The organism is Streptomyces vulcanius (genome assembly GCF_042653945.1).
Taxonomy (GTDB): Bacteria; Actinomycetota; Actinomycetes; order Streptomycetales; family Streptomycetaceae; genus Streptomyces; species Streptomyces mangrovi.
Genome location: NZ_JBHSFK010000043.1, coordinates 38127 through 60287, shown reverse-complemented (window position 1 = coordinate 60287; position 22161 = coordinate 38127). Strand labels below are relative to the sequence as shown.

General features: G+C 71.9%; 20 protein-coding genes. 7 read left to right on the top strand and 13 right to left on the bottom strand.

Annotated elements, in window-relative coordinates; all coding sequences use genetic code 11:
• The first annotated feature begins 39 nt into the window (after positions 1-39).
• On the top strand, positions 40-1083 hold the full coding sequence (locus ACFPIH_RS44410; protein ID WP_381176947.1) for a GlxA family transcriptional regulator: 1044 nt from the start codon (positions 40-42) through the stop codon (positions 1081-1083).
• Here the strand turns inward: ACFPIH_RS44410 and ACFPIH_RS44405 are convergent.
• Positions 967-2244, bottom strand: coding sequence for an MFS transporter (locus ACFPIH_RS44405; RefSeq protein WP_381176950.1), 1278 nt, complete (start codon positions 2242-2244; stop codon positions 967-969). The genes ACFPIH_RS44410 and ACFPIH_RS44405 overlap by 117 nt on opposite strands.
• Before the next feature lie 147 nt (positions 2245-2391).
• Between ACFPIH_RS44405 and ACFPIH_RS44400 the strand changes: the two genes are divergently transcribed.
• Entirely contained in the window at positions 2392-4371 is a 1980-nt protein-coding gene (locus ACFPIH_RS44400) for a hypothetical protein (RefSeq protein WP_381176953.1), read from the top strand.
• A gap of 49 nt (positions 4372-4420) precedes the next feature.
• Here ACFPIH_RS44400 and ACFPIH_RS44395 read toward each other — a convergent pair whose 3' ends face one another.
• The 4 genes from ACFPIH_RS44395 to ACFPIH_RS44380 all read right to left on the bottom strand — a co-directional run bounded on the left by ACFPIH_RS44395 (position 4421) and on the right by ACFPIH_RS44380 (position 8262).
• Positions 4421-4957: a hypothetical protein gene (locus tag ACFPIH_RS44395; protein ID WP_381176956.1), complete on the bottom strand. Its 537-nt coding sequence runs from the start codon at positions 4955-4957 to the stop codon at positions 4421-4423.
• Between the two features lie 54 nt (positions 4958-5011).
• A complete protein-coding gene (locus ACFPIH_RS44390; protein ID WP_381176959.1) occupies positions 5012-6061 on the bottom strand; it encodes a Zn-dependent alcohol dehydrogenase in 1050 nt (349 codons plus the stop codon).
• On the bottom strand, positions 6061-7215 hold the full coding sequence (locus ACFPIH_RS44385; RefSeq protein ID WP_381176962.1) for an acyl-CoA dehydrogenase family protein: 1155 nt from the start codon (positions 7213-7215) through the stop codon (positions 6061-6063). Before ACFPIH_RS44385 ends, ACFPIH_RS44390 begins: the two co-directional genes overlap by 1 nt.
• Positions 7216-7347: 132 nt before the next feature.
• On the bottom strand, positions 7348-8262 hold the full coding sequence (locus ACFPIH_RS44380) for an SDR family oxidoreductase (RefSeq protein ID WP_381176965.1): 915 nt from the start codon (positions 8260-8262) through the stop codon (positions 7348-7350).
• Between the two features lie 85 nt (positions 8263-8347).
• Between ACFPIH_RS44380 and ACFPIH_RS44375 the strand changes: the two genes are divergently transcribed.
• Entirely contained in the window at positions 8348-9274 is a 927-nt protein-coding gene (locus ACFPIH_RS44375; RefSeq protein ID WP_381176968.1) for a cyclase family protein, read from the top strand.
• Positions 9275-9714: 440 nt separating this feature from the next.
• Here ACFPIH_RS44375 and ACFPIH_RS44370 read toward each other — a convergent pair whose 3' ends face one another.
• From ACFPIH_RS44370 to ACFPIH_RS44355, 4 genes are all read right to left on the bottom strand, one after another.
• Positions 9715-10290, bottom strand: a complete 576-nt coding sequence (locus ACFPIH_RS44370) for an ATP-binding protein (RefSeq protein ID WP_381177305.1) — start codon at positions 10288-10290, stop codon at positions 9715-9717.
• Positions 10291-10839: 549 nt separating this feature from the next.
• Entirely contained in the window at positions 10840-11760 is a 921-nt protein-coding gene (locus ACFPIH_RS44365; protein ID WP_381176971.1) for an acyl-CoA dehydrogenase family protein, read from the bottom strand.
• 1 nt (position 11761) lies between these two features.
• Positions 11762-12952: an acyl-CoA dehydrogenase family protein gene (locus ACFPIH_RS44360; RefSeq protein ID WP_381176974.1), complete on the bottom strand. Its 1191-nt coding sequence runs from the start codon at positions 12950-12952 to the stop codon at positions 11762-11764.
• Positions 12953-12966: 14 nt separating this feature from the next.
• On the bottom strand, positions 12967-14160 hold the full coding sequence (locus ACFPIH_RS44355) for an amidohydrolase family protein (protein WP_381176977.1): 1194 nt from the start codon (positions 14158-14160) through the stop codon (positions 12967-12969).
• A gap of 187 nt (positions 14161-14347) precedes the next feature.
• Here ACFPIH_RS44355 and ACFPIH_RS44350 point away from each other — a divergent pair, with 187 nt between their 5' ends.
• Complete coding sequence (locus tag ACFPIH_RS44350; RefSeq protein ID WP_381176981.1) at positions 14348-15859, top strand: class I adenylate-forming enzyme family protein; 1512 nt, start codon at positions 14348-14350, stop codon at positions 15857-15859.
• A gap of 36 nt (positions 15860-15895) precedes the next feature.
• On the opposite strand, the gene ACFPIH_RS44345 is transcribed toward ACFPIH_RS44350, so the two are convergent.
• Positions 15896-16408 (bottom strand): EF-hand domain-containing protein, encoded by a 513-nt coding sequence (locus tag ACFPIH_RS44345; protein WP_381176984.1) that lies wholly within the window; start codon positions 16406-16408, stop codon positions 15896-15898.
• 151 nt (positions 16409-16559) lie between these two features.
• Positions 16560-16973: an STAS domain-containing protein gene (locus tag ACFPIH_RS44340; RefSeq protein ID WP_381176987.1), complete on the bottom strand. Its 414-nt coding sequence runs from the start codon at positions 16971-16973 to the stop codon at positions 16560-16562.
• A gap of 339 nt (positions 16974-17312) precedes the next feature.
• Between ACFPIH_RS44340 and ACFPIH_RS44335 the strand changes: the two genes are divergently transcribed.
• Both ACFPIH_RS44335 and ACFPIH_RS44330 read left to right on the top strand, forming a co-directional pair.
• Positions 17313-17894, top strand: coding sequence for an RNA polymerase sigma factor (locus ACFPIH_RS44335; protein ID WP_381176990.1), 582 nt, complete (start codon positions 17313-17315; stop codon positions 17892-17894).
• Positions 17891-19237 (top strand): zf-HC2 domain-containing protein, encoded by a 1347-nt coding sequence (locus tag ACFPIH_RS44330; protein ID WP_381176993.1) that lies wholly within the window; start codon positions 17891-17893, stop codon positions 19235-19237. Before ACFPIH_RS44335 ends, ACFPIH_RS44330 begins: the two co-directional genes overlap by 4 nt.
• A 43-nt stretch (positions 19238-19280) precedes the next feature.
• Here the strand turns inward: ACFPIH_RS44330 and purU are convergent, their stop codons facing one another.
• Both purU and ACFPIH_RS44320 read right to left on the bottom strand, forming a co-directional pair.
• Entirely contained in the window at positions 19281-20165 is an 885-nt protein-coding gene (gene purU, locus ACFPIH_RS44325) for a formyltetrahydrofolate deformylase (RefSeq protein WP_381176996.1), read from the bottom strand.
• Positions 20166-20211: 46 nt separating this feature from the next.
• Positions 20212-20712 carry an SCO4402 family protein gene (locus tag ACFPIH_RS44320; RefSeq protein ID WP_381177307.1) on the bottom strand — a complete coding sequence of 167 codons (501 nt, stop codon included), beginning with the start codon at positions 20710-20712 and terminating at the stop codon, positions 20212-20214.
• Between the two features lie 119 nt (positions 20713-20831).
• Here ACFPIH_RS44320 and ACFPIH_RS44315 point away from each other — a divergent pair, with 119 nt between their 5' ends.
• Positions 20832-22154, top strand: coding sequence for an ABC transporter substrate-binding protein (locus ACFPIH_RS44315; protein ID WP_381176999.1), 1323 nt, complete (start codon positions 20832-20834; stop codon positions 22152-22154).
• Positions 22155-22161 lie beyond the last annotated feature (7 nt).

The window sequence follows — 22161 nt, the reverse complement described above, 5'->3', positions numbered from 1 at the left end:
ACCACTGGCCCGAAGGCCAGCATTCGCTAGGATCGGGCCATGAGCCAAGGCCGTGACCATCGCCCGCACCGCGTCGTCGTGCTCGCCCTCGACGGTCTGCTCCCCTTCGAGCTGGGCATCCCGCACCGCATCTTCGGCCGCCCGAAGGACGCCCGGGGGCGGCACCTGTACGAGGTCGTGACCTGCTCGATCCGGCCGCCGGGGCCGGTGCGGACGGACGCCGACTTCTCGATCACGGTCGAGCACGGCCCGGAGGCCCTCGCCACCGCCGACACCGTCGTCATCCCCGCGTCGTACGAACTCGGCCCGGTCTTCGAGGAGGGCGTGCTCACCGACGACCTCGCCGCCGCCCTCGCCCATCTCCGCCCCGGCACCCGCCTCGCCTCCATCTGCACCGGCGTCTACGTCCTCGCCGCCGCCGGCCTCCTCGACGGCCGCCCGGCCACCACCCACTGGGCCGAGGCCGACCACCTGCAACAACTCTTCCCGAAGATCGACGTCGACCCGGACGTCCTCTTCATCGACGACGGCGACATCCTCACCTCGGCGGGCGTCGCCGCCGGCCTCGACCTGTGCCTGCACATGGTCCGCCGCGACCACGGCACCGCCGTCGCCAACGAGGTCGCCCGCCGTACGGTCGTACCGCCGCACCGCGACGGCGGTCAGGCGCAGTACATCGAGCGGCCCGTGCCCGACCCGCAGCAGGCCGGTACCACCACCGCCCGTGCCTGGGCGCTCGGCCGCCTCCACCAGCCCATCCAGCTGCGGGACATGGCGGCCCAGGAGGCCATGTCCGTACGGAGTTTCACCCGCCGCTTCCGCGAGGAGACCGGGGTGAGCCCGGGGCAGTGGCTCACCCAGCAGCGCGTCGAACGGGCCCGGCACCTCCTGGAGACCACCTCCCTGTCCGTCGACCAGATCGCCCGCGACGCCGGCTTCGGCACGGCCCAGTCGATGCGCCAGCACCTACAGGCGGCGCTCGGCGTCACCCCGACCGCGTACCGCCGTACCTTCCGGACCGAGAACACCGCAACCATCGGCGGCGGGTCCGAGAGCCACGGCGGTGTCGGCGCCCTGCGCTGAACCGGCGGCGCGGCGCGCCTCGCCCCACCAGCCGACTCCCGTGAGCGCCACGGTCAGACCCACCCCGGCCAGAACGGCCGTCGACGGCGCCACCACCTGGAGCAGCGCCCCGGCGAGGGAGCCGGTCGCCGCGTAACCCGCTCCCGCAGCCGCGTACATGACCGAGTAGCCGGCGGCCAGGGCACTCGGCGGCAGGGCCTCGCGCAGGGCGAGGTTGCGGGTGAGCATCGCGGCCGACTGGAGCGCGCCGCCCACGACCAGTACCGGCGCGATGCCCGCCGTGCGGGGTATCAGAGCGGCAGCCGCCACACACACCGCCGTCCCCGCCATCAGCACCACGCTGCGGGTACGCAGCCTTCCCGGCCAGGTCCGAAGGCCGTACGCGAACGCACCGAGCCCTCCGCCCACGGCCATTCCGGCCAGCAGCGGGCCGGACCAGCCGACGCCGATGCCGCGCTGTTCGAGCAGCGCGGGCAGGACGAGTTCGGAGAGCCCGAGCAGGGTGAGGCTCGCCGCGCCCATGACGTACACCGGCCAGGCACCGGCCAGCACCCGCAACTGCGAAGCGCCACCCTCCCGTTCGTCACCCCCACCCCAGGCAGCCGGAAGGAACCGCAGCCCACCGACCGAGCAGGCCATGAGAACGGCGGCGAGCACCAGGGGAACGCGCGGCGCGACACCGAGCGCCAGACCGGCGACCGCGGCCGGGGAGAGCGCCCACACCCCGGCCGTCAGCATCGACTCGACGGACATCGCCTGCGCCACCGCACGCTCCGGCACCAGCGCGGTGAGCAGTGTCCGCAGCCCCCCGGTGGCAGCGGCGGGCGCGGCCCCCGCGACGACCGCGAACGCGGCGAGGACGGCCGGATGCGCGCCCGGAAGGGCCCCCAGCCCCGCGAACCCGACGGCTCCGGCCGCGAGGCCGACGGCAAGGTGCGCACGGGCCCGCTCGGGACGCAGCCTCATCCCCAGCACCGGCGCGCCCACGATCTCGCCGATCACGTACACCGCCGCGAGCACCGCCCCCAGCGAGTACCCGCCGGGCCGCTCGCGCACGAGGAACACCAACGCCAACGGCGCCATGGCCACCGGCATACGGGCGCCCACCGCGGTGCAGGCCCAGACCATGACCCTTTTCGAGGCGACGTCGCGATAGGTCATGGAATCACGGTAGGTGCCGTTCCCTGCCAGGTTCTTCGGTTCGGTCATCCGGCCCTCGGGACCTCGATGTGGTGCGATCGATTCGCGGCTTCCCACAGCACCGATATCTCGTCGCCCGTGTGGCAGGCCGGCTATAGGGTCGCGGGCATGTGGGAGGGACTGGACGCGGTTGACTGGGCGGCGCTGGAGCACAGCTACGGGTCTGCCGAGGATGTGCCCGCCCTGTTGCGCCGGTGCGCGGGAGGGGATCCGGAGGACGCCGACGACGCGGCGTTCGAGCTCGTCATCCGCATCTTCCACCAGGGCGGCTGGATCTGCTCGGCGGCCTCGGCCGCGTTGCCCTTTCTGGTGCGCCTGGCCGGGAGTCCGGAGGTACCGCTCCCGACTCGCCGCGAGGTGACGGAACTGGTGTGGAGCCTGGCGGCCGAGGCCGGGCGGCTGACCGAGAGGTTCGTGGACCCCGGCTGGCAGTCGGCATGGGAAGAGGCTCTGCCGAAGGTGCTTGTCCTGCTCACCGATTCCGTCCCGGAGATCCGACGGGGCGCGGCCCATGTACTCGGTGTCTGCGAGAGCCCCGGTGAGCTCGTCCTGCCGGCGCTTGTGCGGTGCTGGCATGCGGAGGCCGATCCGGCGACACGCCTCGACCTGGTCCTTGCGCTCGGCCGGGCGGCGGGACGAGAGCCCGCCGGCGCGCGGGCCGGCGAGGCTCTGGAACTGCTCCACCGGCTGCTCGACGCTCCGGAGGCGCAGATCCGCTTGGCGGCGGTGCACGCGCTTGCACCGGCCGACCTGAACCTTGCCGTACGGCAGGTCGGCCTCCTGCTGGAAGCGGTCCGGGACCCGAGCGTCGAGTTGTGGCGCCACACCAGCTTGGTCAGTACCGGCGTCAAGGGTGTCCACCGCTGGACCGCAGCACTGTTCACCGGGCCGTCGCCCACCTTCACCCTCGGCCTTCTGGAAGACCATCCCGACGTCGACCAGCGGGTCGCCGCACTGGCCCAGGCAGGCGGGTTGCTGGCGCGATGGCGCTCAGCGAGCACCGCACTCCTCCCCGCCCTCTCCGCGCGGCTGGACGATCCTGCCCCCGAGGTCCGATTCCGCGCAGCCGAGTTGCTGGCCTGCCTCGGCCCGGCCGCCGCAGCCCACGCCGACGAGGTCGCCGTCCTGCTCGGCGACACCACCGCCCGGGACACCGGGGAACGGGCAACCGTCGCCGAGGCCGCGCTGTGGGCACTGGCCCGGATGAACGATCCGCGATGCCTGCCGGGCCTGATCGAGCTGATGGCCGGCACGCGATCGGGCTTCGCGCGTTCCGCGCTCCATCACGACCCCGACCGCCTGCACGATGCCGTCCTCCCCATGCTTCACGAGGTCCTGGGCCACCTTCCCGACCATGCCGAGCTGCTCGTGCCCGCGATCGGTGAGTGGCTCGACGCCGACACGAGCGACCACGTGCTCAACTACCTCTGCCGGCTGCTCGCGGACTGGGGTCCCGCCGCGAAGGCGGCGGTTCCCCGACTGCTCCCCCTCCTGGAGGACGACCGGACCTGGACAGCGGCAGCGAACGCGCTGGCAGGGATCGGAACGGCGGGGGACGGGGCACGAGACCTGCTGTTGGCCCGATCGGGCAGCGGCGAACCCCGCGCAGAAGTCGCGGCCTGGGTCTACTGGAAGCTCGGCGGCGAGCCCGGACCGGCCCTGGAAGCAGTCGGAGGAGTCGCCACCGGGGCGGGCATCCCGCGCCCCGCCCTGCGCATACTCGCCGACCTCGGCCCGCACGCCGCCCGCTACGCGGACCAGCTCCGGGCCATGACCGCCGACAACGACCCCTGGACCCGTGTCGAGGCAGCGCATGCCCTCTGGGCCACGACCGGCGATACCGGGACCACCGTCCCGGCCATGACGAGTGCGGTGCAGGGGCTGGCCGAGGGCACCTGTCTCCCGGTCATGCTCCCCGCCGTGCGCTACCTGGCCCGGATCGGCCACGCCGCCCGACCCACTGCGCAGCTCCTGCGCGATGTGCTGTCCCGTGATCAGCGGCTCCGCTGCTACGGCGGCTGGCGGGGTTTCGTCCAGGACGAAGCCATCCGCGCCGCCCTCGAAGAGCTGCTCGCGGCATGTGACTGACCTGCCAGGTGACCACGACTGACCTGCCCGCACGGTCCCGATGCCGGCTCTAGGACCGCCCGGGGGCATGCTCCTTCAGGAAGGCTCCCGCGTGGGCTGCGGCCTCCTCCTTCGTCGTGTACCAGATGTCGGCGTCGGGCGCGCCGTGTGTTCCGTCGGCGCCCTCGGCGGTCCACCTCCAGCCGCCGGACGAGGTTTCCTGCGTCACTTCGGCTGTTCCACCGCATAGTTCGAGTACGGCGCTTGTGCGCGCTGCCGTGGTCGCCGGTGGACCGACAGCGTCGGGCCACTTCTTGCGGGCGCCCTGCCGGGTGATACCCCAGACGACGCCCATCTGCTCGTAGCTCGCGCCGTAGGACCCCGCGGTTCCCGCCGCGATGGCCGTCAACCTCTTGACCTCCGCGTCCACCACCTTCCAGGCGGCCAGTACGGACAGGGCCACTTCGACCGGTTCCCCCTCCCACATGCGGTCCTCGGGCAGCCCTGACGCTCGGTTGCGCAAGGCCGATGCGAGCGGGTGGAGGGCGTCGTAGAGCGCCTTGGCGAGCTCTGTCTGCTCTTCAGTGGTGATCTCAGACGAGGTCATGCGACAACTATAGTTACCAAGTGGCGATACGTAAACAGTAGTTGTCGCAGCTGCCTAGAACGTGAGCACCCCCCGCGCCACCCGGCCCGCCTCCGCGTCCGCCGTCGCCTTCTCGAAGTCCTCGACGGGGTAGGTCTGGGTGATCAGTTCGTCGAGGAGGAGGCGGCCGTCGCGGTACAGGTCGGCGTAGAGGGCTATGTCGCGCTGGGGGCGGGCGGCGCCGTAGCGGCAGCCCAGGATGGACTTGTCGAGGTAGAGGGAGGAGACCAGGAAGGACGCCTCGGCGGTCGCGGGCGGGACGCCGAGCAGAATCGCCTGACCGTGCCGGTCGAGCAGGTCGATCGCCTGGCGGATCAGCTCCACCCGGCCGACGCACTCGAAGACGTGGTCCGCGCCCGTCGGCAGGATGTCCCGCACGCCCTCGGTGGAAGGCAGGAAGTCCGTCGCGCCGAACTGCCTGGCCACCGCCTCCTTCGCCGGGTTGGAGTCGACCGCGACGATCCGCAGGGCGCCCGCGATCCGCGCGCCCTGGAGGACGTTGAGCCCGATGCCGCCGGTGCCGATGACGACGACGCTCTCGCCGTACCCCACCCGTGCGCGGTTGAGCACCGCGCCCACCCCGGTGAGCACCCCGCACCCGATCAGCGCGGCCGACGGCAGCGGGATGTCCTTCGGGATACGGACCGCCTGCACGGCCTTCACCACGGTCCGTTCGGCGAAGGCGGAGTTGGACGCGAACTGGTACACCGCCCGCCCCGCGCGCGTGAACGGCTTCTGCGGTCGCCCGATCGCCTGCCGGCACATCGTCGGCCGCCCCCGGTCGCACTCCGCGCAGGTCCCGCAGCTGGCGAGGGTGGACAGGGCGACGTGGTCGCCGGGGGCGACATGGGTGACCCCGGCGCCGACCGCCTCCACCACCCCGGCGCCCTCGTGGCCGAGCACGACCGGTGCCGGGAAGGGGATCGTCCCGTCGATCACCGACAGGTCGCTGTGGCACAGCCCGGCCGCCGAGATCGCGACGAGCACCTCACCGGGTCCGGGATCGCGGATACCGAGATCGTCCACGACCTCGGCCCGCTTCCCGTCGAACACCACACCTCGCATCAGACGACCCCCTTGCGCTCTCTGGGCAGGCCGAGCACGCGCTCGGCGATGATCGTGCGCTGTATCTGGTCCGAGCCGCCGTAGATCGTGTCGGCCCGGGAGAACAGGAACAGGTGCTGTGTCTCGTCGAGTTCGTACGGTGCGGAGGGTGTCCAGTCCGACGGGCCGGCGCTCGCCGCCGCGCCGCGCACCTGCACCGCGACCTCCCCCAGCCGCTGGTGCCAGCCCGCCCACAGCAGCTTGGCCACACTGGGCGCCCCCGGCCCGCCGGAGCCGCCCAGAGTCCGCAGCGCGTTCCACCGCATGGTCCGCAGCTCGGCCCACAGCCGCACCAGCCGCTCGCGTACGACGGGGTCGTCGGCCGCGCCCGTCCGCACCGCCGCACGCACCACCTGGCCCAACTCCTGTGCGAATCCGATCTGCTGGGCCAGTGTCGACACGCCGCGCTCGAAGCCGAGCAGGCTCATCGCGACCCGCCAGCCGTTGCCCTCGCCGCCGACCACGTGCTCCGCACGCGCGTGTGCGCCGTCGAAGAAGACCTCGTTGAACTCGCTGGTGCCGGTGAGCTGACGGATGGGCCGCACCTCGATCCGGCCGGGCTGGTCCATGGGGACGAGGAGGAAGGTCAGGCCGTGGTGGCGCGTCGAGTCCGGGTCGGTGCGGGTCAGGACGAAGCACCAGTCCGCCTCGTGGGCGAGGGACGTCCAGATCTTCTGGCCCGTGACGCGGTACGTCCGCCCGTCGGGGGCGAGCTCGGCCCGCGTCCGGATTCCGGCCAGGTCGGATCCGGCGCCCGGCTCGCTGTAGCCCTGGCACCAGAGTTCGGCGCCGGCGGCCACCGGGGGCAGGAAGCGGGACTTCTGCTCGGCCGTGCCATGGGCGAGGAGGGTGGGCGCGAGAAGGTTCTCCCCGATGTGCCCGGATCTGGGCGGCGCGGACGACCGCGCATACTCCTCGGCCCAGGCGACCTGCTGGGTGAGGGTGGCGGTCCGGTTCCCGTACCCCTCCTCCGACCAGCCGATCCCGATCCACCCGTCGGCGCCGAGAGTCCGCTCCCAGGAGCGGCGGTCCGACGCGTGCGGGGCATGCTCGTCGAGCCAGGCGCGAGCTTCGACGCGGAACTCACTGTCCTCAGCGCTGAATCCGAAGTCCACGTTCACCTCCTTGAATCAAGGGTGACTGCAATTCCCAAGGGGCGCGGGGCCGTATCGATATGCGGCTCCGCCGCGTGGGCGCGACCAGCCACAACCAGCCCGCACCCGCCGAACCACAGGTTCCCCGAGCTCTTAGGCGTTCGGTCGGCTCCCCTCCGCCGCGGCCCGCGCCATCTCCTCCAACCGCGCCAGCATCGGCATCGGATCCACCCCCACCGACCCCGGCAACGCCTCCGCGATCCGCTCAGCGGTCCAGGAGCCGCCCTCGGCGTACGCGGCACGCAGTTCCCTCGGCTGTGCCCACACGGCGATCTTCGCACCGGCGACCGTGTAGACCTGCCCGGTTATCCCCAGCTCCCGCGCGCGGTCGGACAAGAGGAAAATCACCATCGCGGCGACGTCCTCCGGCTCCCCGATCTCGGCCAGTTCCATCGGCACGCCCGCCGACATCCTCGTCCGCGCGACGGGCGCCACCGCGTTGGCGGTCACCCCGTACTTGTGCAGGCCCAGCGCGGCGCTCCGCACCAGCGAGATGATCCCGCCCTTGGCCGCGCTGTAGTTGGCCTGCGAGACGGAGCCCTGGTGGTTGCCGCTGGTGAAGCCGATCAGCGTGCCCCCGCCCTGCTTCCGCATCACCGCGGACGCCGCCCGGAACACGGTGAACGTGCCCTTGAGATGCGTGGCGACGACGGGGTCCCACTCCTCCTCGGACATGTTGAACAGCATCCGTTCGCGCAGGATCCCGGCGACGCACACGACCCCGTCCAGGCGGCCGTACGCCTCCAGCGCCACGTCCACGATCCGCTGGCCGCCCGCCATGGTGGAGATGTCGTCGGCGACGGCCACCGCCTCCCCGCCCGCCGCCTCGATCTCCTTGACGACCGCTTCGGCGACCTCGCTGGTGGGTGAGCCGCCGTCCACGGCAACCCCGTAGTCGTTGACGACGACCCGCGCCCCCTCGGCCGCCGCGGCCAGTGCGACCGCCCGGCCGATGCCGCGCCCCGCGCCGGTGACGGCGACCACCTTGCCGGCCAAGAAGTTCCCCACGACGAGCCCCTTCCCCGGTTTCTGACGGACCGTTAGATTCTAAGTCCCGTCGGACGGGCGAGGACAACCCCCGGGGAGGCACCGGATGACACTGCCGGAGGAGTTCCACGAGATCGCCAAGCGCGTCAACAACTGGGGGCGCTGGGGCGCCGACGACGAGATCGGCACGCTCAACCTGATCACCGACGAGGTCGTGCGCGAGGCCGCCGCCGAGGTGCGGAGCGGGCGACGGGTCCCGCTGGCGCTCCCGCTGCGCGAGGACGGCGTGCAGACCGGGATGATCCCGGGGCGGGTCAATCCGCTGCACGCCATGGTGCAGATCAACCAGGAGATCTTCGGTCCGGGCACGGTCGCGTGCAGCGACGACGCCGTGACGATGGGGCTGCAGGCGGCCACCCACTGGGACGCGCTGACGCATGTCTCGCACTCGGGGAAGCTCTACAACGGCCGACCCGCCTCCACCATCACCGCGCACGGCGGCGCGGAGTTCAGCGGGATCGACAAGGCGCGGCACATCGTCTCGCGCGGGGTGCTGCTGGACGTGGCACGCGCGCGTGGCGTCGACCGGCTGGCGGGCGGGCACGCGGTGACGCCCGAGGATCTGGACGCCGCGGAGGAGCTGGCCGGTACGCGCGTGCGTGCCGGCGACGTCGTCCTCGTACGGACCGGGCAGATCCAGGTCTACCTGGCGGGCGACAAGCACGGCTACGGCTTCCCGTCGCCGGGGCTCTCGGTGCGCACGCCGGAGTGGTTCCACGCGCGCGACGTGGCCGCGGTCGCCAACGACACCCTCACGTTCGAGATCTTCCCGCCGGAGATCGAGGACCTGTGGCTGCCCGTGCACGCCCTGGACCTGGTGGAGATGGGGATGCTGCAGGGCCAGAACTGGAATCTCGAAAAGTTGTCCACAGCCTGTGGAGAAGTGGGGCGCTACGCATTCCTGCTGTCGGCTATGCCCGAGCCGTTCGTCGGCGGCACGGGAACTCCGGTGGCCCCCGTGGCCGTTCTCTGAGCCCCGCCCCTCGAAACGCCGGATGGCGGCGCGCCGCTGCCCGCCCCGAGCACGGCACCGCGCGCCGCCATCCGACTCGGCGTACCTTCCCCGGTTCCCCTCCGGCCCTGAGGGATCCGACGCCGAATCGCGACCCACACTCGCCGAGGGCTTCCGTCACCGAGGCCCTCGCCGTCCCCTCACGGCGAATCGCTGTCCACAAGCGTGATCAAACGGACACGCCGCGTCAACACCCGGACGGGAATTTATTGCTTACGCCCCATTTGTGATGGACGCGCACAGAAGCACACCCGGGCGCACCGAGGCCGCGCCGGTACGGGCCGACAGCGCTTTCTGCAACCGTGCGACGCGCCCTGACGGCGCCTCACACCCGTGCGCCCGTCAACCCGCCGTACGGATGGCTCGCCGCACGGCAACGAAGCCCAGGCGGCGTCGAACGCTCACACGGCCTCGAAGGCGAACCCTTCGTACACCGGCTGCGGATACGCCGGCCCCGGATGGGCCGCGCCCAGGCGCCCCGGCACGCCCTGACGCCCCGTCGCGCTCCCGCGCTCCCCCACGCCTTCGCGGTCTCCCACGCTCCCCCGGTCCGCCACACCGCGGTCCGCCGCGTTCTCGTCGGGCCCCTCGCAGCGGTCCAGTTCGCACCAGATGCGCTTGCCGCCGCCCTCGACGTTCCAGCCCCAGCGGTCCGCCAGACAGTCGACGAGGGCCAGGCCCCGGCCGCCCGTGGCCTCGTCGCCCACGCAGCGGGGCACCGGGGCGCGCTCGCTGGTGTCGACCACCTCCAGGCGGACCGTGCTCGTCCCGGCCGGTCCGGCGCCCGGCAGGGACAGCCGCACCACGGCCGGACAGCCGGTGTGCACCACGGCGTTGGTGACGAGTTCGGAGACGAGCAGGATCAGCGTCTCGGCGAGCGGTTCGTCGTCCCCTATGCCGGACCCGGCAAGGCGCGACCGGGCCCACTTCCGGGCCCGCCCCACCTCAGCGGGGTCGGGCCGGATCTCCAGCTGCACTTGAAGCACCTGCACCGCTCACACCATCCGAACCGGCGGACACATGGCCGTGCGCCACGCAAGCCACGCGAGCCGCGTGTGCACCATGACGACGGGGGCCACGATCGTAGCCATTTTCTGCATGACCAGAACAACGGCCAGAGGCAGCGTGACGGAACGTGAATCCCTTACGAGACAGCTTGGTTGACACACAGTCACCTCAACAAGCGCTTCGGGCATATTCCAGCGCGAAGGAGTACTCGTGCGGCATACTGTGCGACGCCCGCCCCGGGGAGTCGAACAGGCGGCGGCCATATGCCCGTCCGCCCTGAGAGCGGCGGCGCGCACCGTCGAATCCGGCACCGCCCCAGGGGCACCACCGGCTCGGTCAGCGCTCGGAACCACTCGCATCCCACAGAAGGTACCGGAGCGACCCACCGACTCCGGGCCGTGACGGGTCACACATCGGACACAACCCGGCATCAACGCTGCGTGACCTCGTGGTGCCACAATCCGCGACACCCGTACGGCCGTCCGCCCCCTCCCGACCCGTCGTCGCAGGCAGGCGCGTTACCGGACGGTCTGCGCCACCAGGTCCTCCGCGAGCGCTTCCTCACTCTGTGTACCACCGCCCGCACGCCGGGTACGCACCCAGGCGCGCTTCAGGAGCAGATGAACGTCCGCCTCCCAGGTGAACCCCATCCCGCCGTGCACCTGGAGGCAGTCGCGGGCGCCGCGCACGGCGGCCTCGTCGGCGAGCAGCCGGGCCGCCGCGATGTCCGCCGGGTCGGCGGTGACGGCAGCCGCGTAGACCGCCACCCGGGCCACCTCGACCCGCACCAGCGACTCCGCGCACAGATGCTTGACGGCCTGGAAGGCCCCGACGGGCTGCCCGAACTGCACGCGCGTACGCGCGTGTTGCACGGCCGCCTCACACGCGCGCGTGGCGGTGCCGAGCTGCTCGGCGGCCGTGAGAAGCACTCCCGCCGGGTCGGGCGCCGAGTGTCCGGGCACCAAGTGCAGCGGCGTCAACGGATCCACCGACCGCACCGCCACAGCCCCCGAGGCATCCCCCCGCACCACATCCGCCGCCGCCAGCCACTCCACCACCCCACCGTCACCGCCGCCAATGCCGCCGGCGCCGCCGTCGATGTCCACGACGACCGTCTCCCCCTCCGCCGCGCCGGGCACGACGCCCGCCGCGAGGTGGGTGGCGATCAGCGGCCCCGGCAACAGGGCCCGGCCCGCCTCCTCGAAGGCCAACACGGCCTCGGGCAGCCCGAGTCCGACCCCGCCGTCCGCCTCCGGCAGCCGCAGGGCGAAGAACCCGGCGGCACCCAGTTCCCGCCACAGCGCCCGGTCCACCGTGGGCCCTTCCGCCTCCGCGCGCGCGAGAGCGGCCCGCAGCGCCTCCCGGCCGAACCGCCGGTCGAGCAGCTCGCGCACACCGGCCTTCAACGCCCGCTGGTCCTCGGTCAGTTGAAAACGCACGTCACCGCCCCTTCGGCAGGCCCAGGATCCGTTCCGCCACGATGTTCCGCTGGATCTGCGAGGTACCGGCCGCGATGGTGTACGACAGCGAGGAGAGCCGGTCGAGCACCCAGGGCCGGTCCAGGTCGAGGCCCGCGTCACCGAGTACGTCGGCCGCGGTGTCGTACAGCTCCTGGCGGGCGTGCGAATACCTCAGTTTGAAAACCGAACCCCCGATGCCGGGCACGCCCCGCCCAGAGTGTCCGGAGCGTCCTGAGTGTCCGGAGCGTCCTGAGTGTCCGCTCGCGGCCTCGCTCACGTTCCACTGCGTCAGCCGCCACAGCGCCCGGAACTCGGCGTTGAGCAGGCCCAGCCGCCGCCGTAGCGCCGGATCGTCCCAGCGGCCGTTGCGCCGTGCCTCGAGGGCGAGTTCGCCGAGCACGCGCCGGCAGGCGACGACCTCCCCGACGAACGCCGTACCGCGCTCGAAGGACAGCGTCACCATGGTCACCCGCCAGCCGTCGTTCTCGTCGCCCACCCGGTTGGCGACCGGCACCCGCACCTCGTCCAGGAAGACCTCGGCGAACTCGGCGGACCCGGCGAGCGTCCGCAGCGGCCGTACGGTGATCCCCGGGGCGTCCATGGGCATCGCCAGCCAGGTGATGCCCCGGTGCTTCGGGGCGTCCGGGTCCGTGCGCACCAACAGCTCGCACCAGTCGGCGACTTCCGCGTGCGAGGTCCAGATCTTGGACCCGCTCACCACATAGTTGCCGTCGTCGCCGTCACCTTCGCGCCACGCGCGTGTGCGCAGCGACGCGAGGTCGGACCCGGCGTCCGGTTCGCTGAAGCCCTGGCACCAGACCTCCTCGCCGCGCAGGATCGGCGGCAGCCAGCGCTCCCGCTGCCCGGCCGTGCCCTCCGCGGCGATCGTCGGCCCGGCATGCAGCAGGCCGACGAAATTGGCGCCCACATAGGGTGCGCCCGCCTTCTCGGTCTCCTCCAGGAAGATGAGCCGTACGGTCGGAGACGTGCCCCAGTGCACTTCGCCGTACCCGGCGTCGTAGAGCGTCCGCTGCCAGCCGAGGTCGTAGGCGCGGCGGCCCGGCCAGTCGTCCGGGGACGGCTTCGGCGGGAGCGTGGGCAGCGCCTTGCCGAGCCACTCCCGCAGCCTGGCGCGGAACTCGGCGTCCTCGGGGGTGTCCGAGAGATCCATTGCCGCGAGATCCCTTACTTGTCGAAGTCCAGGTCCAGCATGCGGATCGCGTTGCCGCGCATGAGCTTGTAGACCGTCCCGTCGTCGAGGCCCTTGACGTGGTCGAGGGCCACCTCCTTGGTGTGTGGGAAGGTGGAGTCGACGTGCGGGTAGTCGGTTTCGAAGGTCGCGTTGTCCCGGCCGACCACGTCCAGGGACGCGACCCCGTGCTTGTCGCGGAAGAAGCAGCAGAACATCTGCCGGTAGTAGTACGTCGACGGCGGCTCGGGGATCAGATCCCTGACCCCGCCCCAGGCGCGGTGTTCCTCCCACACGTCGTCGGCGCGCTCCAGGGCATACGGGATCCAGCCCATCTGGCCCTCGGAGTAGGCGAGTTTGAGGCGCGGGAAGCGCACCAGGACGCCGCTGAAGAGGTAGTCCATCATCGAGGCCATCGCATTGTTGAACGAAAGGGAGGCCTGGACGGCGGGGGGCGCGTCCGGGGACGCGGCCGGCATCTGGGACGACGACCCGATGTGCATGTTCACGACCGTCCCGGTCTCCTCGCACACCGCGAAGAAGGGGTCCCAGTGGCCGGAGTGGATCGACGGCAGCCCCAGGTGGGTCGGGATCTCGGAGAAGGTCACCGCGCGCACCCCGCGGGCGGCGTTGCGCCGGATCTCGGCGACCGCGAGGTCGATGTCCCACAGGGGGATCAGGCAGAGCGGGATGAGCCGTCCGCCGCTGTCCCCGCACCACTCCTCGACCATCCAGTCGTTGTAGGCGCGCACACAGGCCAGCGCGACCTCCTTGTCGTGCGCCTCGGCGAAGGTCTGCCCGCAGAAGCGCGGGAAGGACGGGAAGCACAGGGACGCCTCGACGTGGTTGAGGTCCATGTCGGCGAGCCGCGCCTTGGGGTCCCAGCAGCCGCGGCGCATCTCCGCGCGCGTGATGCCCTCCAGGGTCATCTCGTCCCGGTCGAAGCCGACGGCGGCGATGTTGCGCTTGTACGGGAACTTGAGGTCCTCGTAGATCCACCAGTCGGTGGGCTGGCCGTCGGGGTCCATGGTGATCTGGTACTTCCCGGCGACGTAGGCGAGCTCCCCGATCCCGGCGGTGAGCGGCTGCGGCCCGCGGTCGCGGTACTTCTCCGGCAGCCAGGTCGCGAACAGGTGCGCGGGTTCGATCACGTGGTCGTCGACGCTGATGATGCGGGGCAGTTCCGTCATGGGTCCCCTCCGGCCTGAGGTGCGTGAGCCACCGTCTCTGATGAACCGTTCCCGACGGCCGTTTCTGATGGACCGTCAGATAACTCTCCCCTGGAAGGCTAGCCCCGCGGCTATGGACCGACAAGCCGACCGGCCCTACGCTCTGCCCACGATCTGACTACCCGTCAGCTACCGGCAGGGGGCCGCCGTGAACGACACCGCCCATGAGCTGAGCGCGTCCCGCACCCTCTGGGACCTCCTCGCCCGCCGTGCCGCCCTCACCCCGGACCGGCCCGTGCTCCTCCAGGAGGACCGCACACTGACCTTCGGCGAGCTACGCGCGCGTGCCGAGCGAACGGCGGCCGGGCTGTACGGCATGGGCGTCCGCCCGGGCACGGTCGTCGCCTGGCAGCTGCCCACCCGGATCGAGACGGCCGTGCTGTCCTTCGCGCTGGCCCGCCTGGGCGCCGTACAGAGCCCCGTCATCCCGTTCTACCGGGACCGCGAGGTCGGGTTCGCGCTGCGGGAGTCACGGGCGGAGTTCTTCGCCGTGCCGGGCGTGTGGCGCGGCTTCGACCACGGCGAGATGGCGGTACGGCTCGGCGCGAAGGGCGTCTTCGAGGCGTACGACGACCTGCCCGAGGGCGACCCGGCCGTGCTGCCCCCGCCGCCCTCCGACGGCACCTCGGTCCGCTGGATCTACTGGACCTCGGGCACCACCTCCGACCCCAAGGGCGTGCTCCACACCGACCGCTCCCTGATCGCCGGCGGCTCCTGCCTCGCCCACGCACTGCGCCTGACCGGCGACGACGTGGGCTCGATGGCCTTCCCGTACGCGCACATCGCGGGACCCGACTACACGGTCATGCTGCTGCTGTACGGCTTCCCGGCGGTGATGTTCGAGCAGTTCGCGCTGCCCGACGCGCTGGACGAGTACCGCAGGCACGGAGTGACCGTGGCCGGCGGCTCGACGGCGTTCTACTCGATGTTCCTGGCCGAGCAGCGCAAGCGCCCGACCGCCCCGGTGATCCCCTCCCTGCGGCTGCTCGCCGGGGGCGGGGCGCCCAAGCCGCCGGAGGTGTACCACGCGGTGGTGCGCGAGATGGGCGTGCAGCTCACCCACGGGTACGGCATGACCGAGGTGCCGATGATCACCATGGGGGCGCCGGACGACACCGCCGAGAACCTCGCGACGACCGAGGGACGGCCGCCCGAGGGCATGGAGATACGGATCGCGGAGGGCGGGGAGGTGCGGCTGCGCGGGGAGGCGGTGTGCCAGGGCTATCTGGACCCGGCGCAGACGGCCGAGGCCTTCGACGCGGACGGGTTCCTGCGCACGGGTGACCTCGGGTACGTGACCGGCGGCGGGCATCTGGTGCTCACCGGGCGGCTGAAGGACGTGATCATCCGCAAGGGCGAGAACATCTCGGCCAAGGAGATCGAGGACCTGCTGGCCGCCCACCCGGCGGTCGGCGACGTGGCGGTGATCGGGCTGCCGGACGCCGAGCGCGGGGAGCGGGTGTGCGCGGTGGTGGAGCGGGCACCGGGAGCGGGTGAACCGAGCCTCGACGCGTTGACGTCGTATCTGCGCGCCGAAGGGCTGTCGGTGCACAAGCTGCCGGAGCAGCTGGAGGTGGTGGACGCCCTGCCGCGCAACGACACGCTCAGGAAGGTCCTGAAGTACAAGCTCCGGGAGCGCTACTCGGAGCCGGCGCGGTAGCGGTTGCCGGCTACTTCGGCACGGTAGCGGGGCCGGCTACTCCGGCACGGTGAAGTAGCGGGCGAACGCCGGCACGATGTCCGCCTCGCCGACCCGGCCGTCCGAGTCGGCGTCCAGGGCCGCGGCGACGGTGCGGGCGAGGTCGCCCGGGACGCCCAGGGCCGTCAGCACGCGCGCGGTGTCCTCGACGCTGGCCAGGCCGTCGTCGTCGGAGTCCGCGAGGCCGAGGGCGGCGTGCAGGAAGGGGCGGGCGATCTCGGCGAACCGGTCGGGGCTGTCGTGCAGCCTCTTGACCGCGCCGCCGACGAACTCGTCCCGGGTGATGCGCTGGTCGCCGTCGCGGTCCGCGATGCCCGCCATGCCCTGCCAGAAGGCCTCGGCGCCCGCGTAGAGCGCCTGTCCCTTGTCGGACCGGGCCGCGGTGCCGAACTCGGCGAGCAGCGCCTTGGCGGCCCCGCCGAAGTCCTCCCGGTCGATGTAGCCGTTGCCGTCCTGGTCGAAGGTGGCGAACCGGCGGGCGATCCTGGCTTCGTGCTCGCTGCTGACCATGTCTCCTCGGGCCGCCTTACGTCGTCGCGTACAGATGTTTCCGGCAGCGAGCGTACGACGCCGGCGACGCCCGAACGGCCGGAAGGCGACGGCTGTGCCAAGACCGGGGGAATTTCGGGACAAAGGTGTGGCAGAGACGCCATGTGTGCTGCTACGCCGAAAGCGGTTCCGGCTCCGTGCCGTCCGCGTCCCCGTCCGCGTCCCCGTCCTCGTCGACCGCCGCCGCGAGATCCCCGTACACGTCGAAGAGCCGGCGCACGCCGAGCGCGCCGAGCACCCGGTTGACGTGCGCGTCCTCCACCACCCCGTGGGCGGGCAGGATCAGCCGCAGACGGCCCCGGCAGGACCGGATGAGACGGCGGGCGGCGATGAGCACGCCCACACCGCTGGAATCGCAGAAGTACACCTCGGAGAGGTCCAGGACGAGACTGTGGCGGCCCTCGGCCACCTCGTCGTGCACCCGCTGACGCAGCACCGGCGACGTCACCAGGTCCAGTTCGCCCGACACCCGGAGCACGGCCCATCCGCCTCGCTCGCCGCCGGTCACTTTGAAGGCCACCCTCACGCCTTTCGCTCGCCGTAAACGGAAGCTGTCCCTTCGCTTCCTTGCAGCGCGGCTGCCCAGCGGCGTTGCCCCGAAACGCTTGAGAAAAAACGGAAAGCGACGGAAAGCGGCTGGATACTGTCACACACAGTCCGATTCAATCCCGCATCGGTCTGCGTCAGTCCGCCTCGGTCCGCGTCGGTCCGTGCCGCTCGGGTAGGCGACGCGCAATACCATCCTCTGCCCGGCAGGGGGCGCACATTGGAACAAAGGGGCGTGCGGCGCCGGACGTGCCGACTACATTCGAGGTGGCAGTGGACGCAGGCTGGACACAGGCACGGGCGCAGGTGAGGGGGCCGCATGGCGAAGAAGGACGCACCGCCCCGCTGGGACCGCAAGATGCAGCAGCGACTCGCGCGCGGTGAGGCGGCAGCCCTCGGTGAGTTCTACGACCGCTTCGCTTCGCTCGTGCACGGCCTCGCCCACCGTGTGCTCGGCGACGAACAGGCCGCCGACGGCATCACCCGCGAGGTCTTCGCCCATGTCTGGCAGCACCCCGACTCCTACGACCCCATGCAGGGCCCCCTGCGCACCTGGGTGGCCGCGCTGACGCACCGCCTCGCCGTGCAGCGGCTGCACGCCACCGAGACCGCCGCGCTGGCCGACGGCGGCCCCGGATCCACCGAGGAACTGGAACTGAAGGTGCGGCACGCCTCGGTCGCCGCCCGAGCCGACTACATCGTCCACGCCATGCCGGCGCCGCTGCGGGCCGCCCTGGAGCTGGCCTACTTCCAGCGCCGCGACTACCGCCAGACCGCCGCCGACCTCGGCGTCACCGAGGACGAGGCCCGCCGCCGGCTCCGCCTCGGCCTGCAACTGCTCGCCACGGCCCACGACGCCCCCTCCCCAGGCGCACCGCCCGGATACGGGGGTGCGGCGTGAGCGACGCGGACGACGGCTTCGAGCCGTACGACGGCGACGGCAGGAACGACGGGAACGACGGGAAGGACGAGAAGGACGGGAAGGACGGCGCCAAGGAGACCCGGGACACCCGCGGCGACGGCACGCCCCCGCCCCGCATACCGCTCCCCCGCGCCTCCGTCGAGGACACCGGGCTGCCGCTGCCCGCGCTGGAGGGGCTGCTCACCGCCCCTGAACCGCTGCGGCTGCCGCACCCGGTGCTGAAGTCGCTGCTGGGCGCGTGGGCGCTGGCGGCGTGCTCCGCCGAGGAGACGGCCGCCGTGGAGGAACACCTCGGCGCCTGCGGCTCCTGCGCGGACGAGGCACGGCGGCTGCGGGAGGCCATCGGCCTGCTCCAGCGCCCCGAGAGCCTCGACCTCGACCCGGGCCTGCGCACCCGCGTCCTGGAGGCCTGTCTGGAGCGCCGTCCACCGCGCATCCCGGTACCGGCCTGGGCGGCGTCGTACGACGCCGAGACCGCGCGGCTCGACGCGCTGCTCCAGGACTTCGGGGACGGCGAGTGGCACGCGCCCGTGCGGCTGCGCTGGTTCCGCGGCGCACGGGAGACGACCCGCCGGACCACCGTCGCCGGGGTCATCGCCCATCTCCTCGCGGTGGACGGGCTGATCGCCGTCGCGCTGGGCCTGGACGACCCGCTGCTCCCCGGCGACCAGGACCAGAAGCCGGACGCCCGCACCCCCGCCGAGCGCACGGAGGCCCTCTGGGAGACCTCGCGCTTCCCGCCCACGCGCGCGGTGCGCGGCCCCTGGCGCGAGCAGACCCACGCGCTCGTACGGACCGTCTCCTTCACCGGCGGGGGTCCCGGCACGCTGCCCATCCCGTACGGCGACTTCGAACTGCCGCTGCGGGACGCGATGGTGGACCGGGCGTTCGAGTGCTGGGTGCACGCCGAGGACATCGCGGAGGCGGTCGACTATCCGTACGCCCCGCCCGCGCCGCGCCACCTGCACGGCATGATCGACCTCGCGGCGCGCATGCTCCCCGAGGCGCTCGCCGCACGCCGGCGCGCGGGGCTCGCCACCCCGGCGCCCAGCCGCCACCTGGTGAGCGCCGGCAGCCCCGGGCGCAGTCTGCGGCTGGAGATCGAGGGCGAGGGCGGCGGGCAGTGGCTGATCCCGCTGGACTCCCCCGGCGCGGTGGGCTCCGCCGAGCACGAGGTGGCCCACGTCGCCCTGGACGACGTCGAGTTCTGCCGCCTGGCCGCGGGGCATGTTCCTCCGGAGGAGGCGGCGGCGGGGCAACTGGGGGATCGGGAGGCGATCAGGGATGTGCTGTTCGCCGCCGCGAGCTTGAGCCGGATGTAGTCGGGCGCCCGCAGCCGCCCGTGAAACGGAATTGCCCGGGCTGCTAGGCGAAGACCACCGTGCGGCGGCCGTTGAGGAGGATCCGGCGCTCCGCGTGCCACTTCACGGCCCGCGCCAGCGCCTGGCACTCCACGTCCCGCCCCACCGCGACCAGCTGGTCCGGCGTGACGTCGTGTCCCACCCGCTCGACCTCCTGCTCGATGATCGGCCCCTCGTCGAGATCGGCGGTGACATAGTGCGCCGTCGCCCCGATCAGCTTCACGCCCCGCGTGTGCGCCTGGTGGTACGGCTTCGCGCCCTTGAAGCTGGGCAGGAACGAGTGGTGGATGTTGATGATCCGCCCGCTGAGCTGCTTGCAGAGGTCGTCGGAGAGGACCTGCATGTAGCGGGCCAGCACGACCAGTTCGACGTCCTGCTCCCGCACGAGGTCCAGCACCTTCGCCTCGGCCTCCGCCTTCGTCTCCTTCGTCACCGGGATGTGGTGGAAGGGAATGCCGTACGACCCCACGAGCTCGGCGAAGTCGGTGTGGTTGGAGACCACCGCCGCGATCTCCACCGGCAGCGCGCCGATGCGGGCGCGGAAGAGCAGGTCGTTCAGGCAGTGGCCGAACCTGCTGACCATCAGGACGATGCGCATCCGCTCGTCGGCCCGGTTGAGCTGCCAGTCCATGTGGAAGGCGTCACCGATCGCCGCGAAGCTGGCGCGCAGCTTGTCCACGGTCACCGGCTCCTCCGCCGAGAAGTGGACGCGCATGAAGAACAGTCCCGTGTCGTGGTCGCCGAACTGCTGGCTGTCCTCGATGTTGCAGCCGGTCATGAACAGGTAGCTCGACACGGCGTGCACGATGCCCTGCTTGTCCGGGCAGGAAAGGGTGAGGACGTACTGGTCGGCGGGGGTGGCCGCGGCTCGGGTGGACTGCTCGTTCATGCAGCACAGGGTCTCATGTCCGCCCGAGGCCGCCCGAGGCCGTCCGCTACGCGGACCTCGTCATGATCCGCAGGACCTCCAGCGTGCGCGGCGGCGCGTCCGGGTCGTCCCCGTCGGCCGTCGCCATGCGCACATGAGCGTCGCGGGCCGCGTGGATGGCCTCCGGCCAGCCGGGGTGGTCGACGTAGGCGGAGACGGGGGCGTCCGGGCCGACCTGGTGCATGATGCGCAGCACCCGCAGGACGGCGGTGTCGACGAGGGCCGCCTCCTGCGAGTCGCGGAAGATCGTGCCGACGTACTTCTCGGCGGACCAGTTGTCGAGCCAGGTGTCCTCGACCAGGCGGTAGACGGCGTCGGTGACGTCGCCGTACCCGTCGAGGCCGGCCAGCCAGACGTTCTGCTGGAACACCGGGTCGGAGAGCATGTGCAGCGCGGAGCGCACATTGCTGCGCCAGCGCCACCACGGCATGTCGTTCAGTGGCATGTCGCCCATGGTGGAGGAGCGACGGCCGCGACGGGAAGAGTTCTCCGAACCTTGCACAGTGATCGATCGTACGTTTTCCCGACAGCGGAGCCACAGGGACCCCCCGCAATTCACCCGTAGGTCACCTTACGTTGACCGTGGGTCACTCGCGGGTTAGTTGTGTGGCGGAATCGTGCGTTTACATGATTGGCAGGCGACGCACCCGTCCGCGAAGCACCGTCCTCCCCAGGCTTCTTCGCGGCCTCGGTACCAACAGAGCGACCGCCCTCTCGGCGGGCGCCCTGGCGGCCTGTGCGTCGCTCACCGCCGGCTGCGGGATCATCCCCGGCACGGGTGGCACGGAGGACGACCGAATCGTCGTGATGACCTGGGCGCCCGTGGGCACGGCCGCGACGAACAAGCCCGGCATGACCTCCTTCGCCCGCGCCTACGCCCGCTGGGTCAACGCCCACGGCGGCCTGGGCGGCCGCAAGCTCACCATCCTGACCTGCAACGACCACAACAACACGGTGTCCGCGGCGGCCTGCGCCCGACGGGCCGTCAGGGAGAAGGCCGTCGCGGTCGTCGGCTCCTACAGCCAGTACTCCAACGCGTTCTTCCCGCACCTCGAGGGCGCCGGCATCCCCTACATAGGCGGCTACGGCGTGACCAACGCCGAGTTCACCAGCCCGCTGTCCTACCCCATCAACAGCGGCCAGTCGACCCTCCTGGCCGGCCTCGGCAAGGAGCTGGCGGCGACCTGCGGCGGCCCCGTCACCCTGGTCCGCCCCGACACCATCGCGGGCGACGCCCTGGCGCCCATGATCGACGCCGGTCTGCAGGCGGGCGGCCACGACGACGCCGCCGACCAGCTGGCCGCGGAGGACGCCACCGAGTACTCCGCGCAGGCCGAGCAGGCGCTGACCCGCGCGACCGGCGACCCCGGCGGGAAGAAGGGCTGTGTGGTGCCCGCGCTGGGCGACCGCACCAGCACCTTCATGGACTCCTTCCGCCGCAGCCGCGCCGACTACCCCGACGTCCGCACGGCCACCGTGCTGGGCAGCGTCGACCAGACGGTCCTCGACGCCAGCGGCGGCGCGTCGAGCCCGTACGAGGGGGCGTACGTCACCGGCTGGTACCCCGTCGCGAGCGACACGCGCTGGAAGGGGATGAACCAGGTGATCAAGGAGCAGGCGTTCTCCGACACCAGCATCGACGCCGCGGACACCGGCGTACAGACCACCTACATCGCCTACACCGTGTTCCGGCAGGCCGTGGAGTCACTGGGCGAGGGCAAGGTGACCTCGGCCACGGTCAGCAACGCCCTGGACGACGGGAAGTTCTCCACCGGCGGCCTGACCCCCACCCTGCGCTGGAAGTTCTCCGACCGGCTCGGCGCGATCGGCTTCCCCCGCCTGGTCAACGCGGATGTGACCCTCCAGACCGTGCAGAAGGGCCGTCTGGTGTCCGCGAAGAAGGGCTTCGTCGACGTGACCGGGACCCTGGAGTCGGCCGACATCGACTGACCCGTCC

What these genes read in the sequence shown, in the direction of transcription:
- ACFPIH_RS44360 (WP_381176974.1), bottom strand. Translation starts at nt 12,952, where the DNA reads ATGGATCTCTCGGACACCCCCGAGGACGCCGAGTTCCGCGCCAGGCTG.
- ACFPIH_RS44375 (WP_381176968.1), top strand. Translation starts at nt 8,348, where the DNA reads ATGACACTGCCGGAGGAGTTCCACGAGATCGCCAAGCGCGTCAACAAC.
- ACFPIH_RS44355 (WP_381176977.1), bottom strand. Translation starts at nt 14,160, where the DNA reads ATGACGGAACTGCCCCGCATCATCAGCGTCGACGACCACGTGATCGAA.
- ACFPIH_RS44405 (WP_381176950.1), bottom strand. Translation starts at nt 2,244, where the DNA reads ATGACCTATCGCGACGTCGCCTCGAAAAGGGTCATGGTCTGGGCCTGC.
- ACFPIH_RS44395 (WP_381176956.1), bottom strand. Translation starts at nt 4,957, where the DNA reads ATGACCTCGTCTGAGATCACCACTGAAGAGCAGACAGAGCTCGCCAAG.
- ACFPIH_RS44410 (WP_381176947.1), top strand. Translation starts at nt 40, where the DNA reads ATGAGCCAAGGCCGTGACCATCGCCCGCACCGCGTCGTCGTGCTCGCC.
- ACFPIH_RS44345 (WP_381176984.1), bottom strand. Translation starts at nt 16,408, where the DNA reads ATGGTCAGCAGCGAGCACGAAGCCAGGATCGCCCGCCGGTTCGCCACC.
- ACFPIH_RS44315 (WP_381176999.1), top strand. Translation starts at nt 20,832, where the DNA reads ATGATTGGCAGGCGACGCACCCGTCCGCGAAGCACCGTCCTCCCCAGG.
- purU (WP_381176996.1), bottom strand. Translation starts at nt 20,165, where the DNA reads ATGAACGAGCAGTCCACCCGAGCCGCGGCCACCCCCGCCGACCAGTAC.
- ACFPIH_RS44400 (WP_381176953.1), top strand. Translation starts at nt 2,392, where the DNA reads ATGTGGGAGGGACTGGACGCGGTTGACTGGGCGGCGCTGGAGCACAGC.
- ACFPIH_RS44335 (WP_381176990.1), top strand. Translation starts at nt 17,313, where the DNA reads ATGGCGAAGAAGGACGCACCGCCCCGCTGGGACCGCAAGATGCAGCAG.
- ACFPIH_RS44390 (WP_381176959.1), bottom strand. Translation starts at nt 6,061, where the DNA reads ATGCGAGGTGTGGTGTTCGACGGGAAGCGGGCCGAGGTCGTGGACGAT.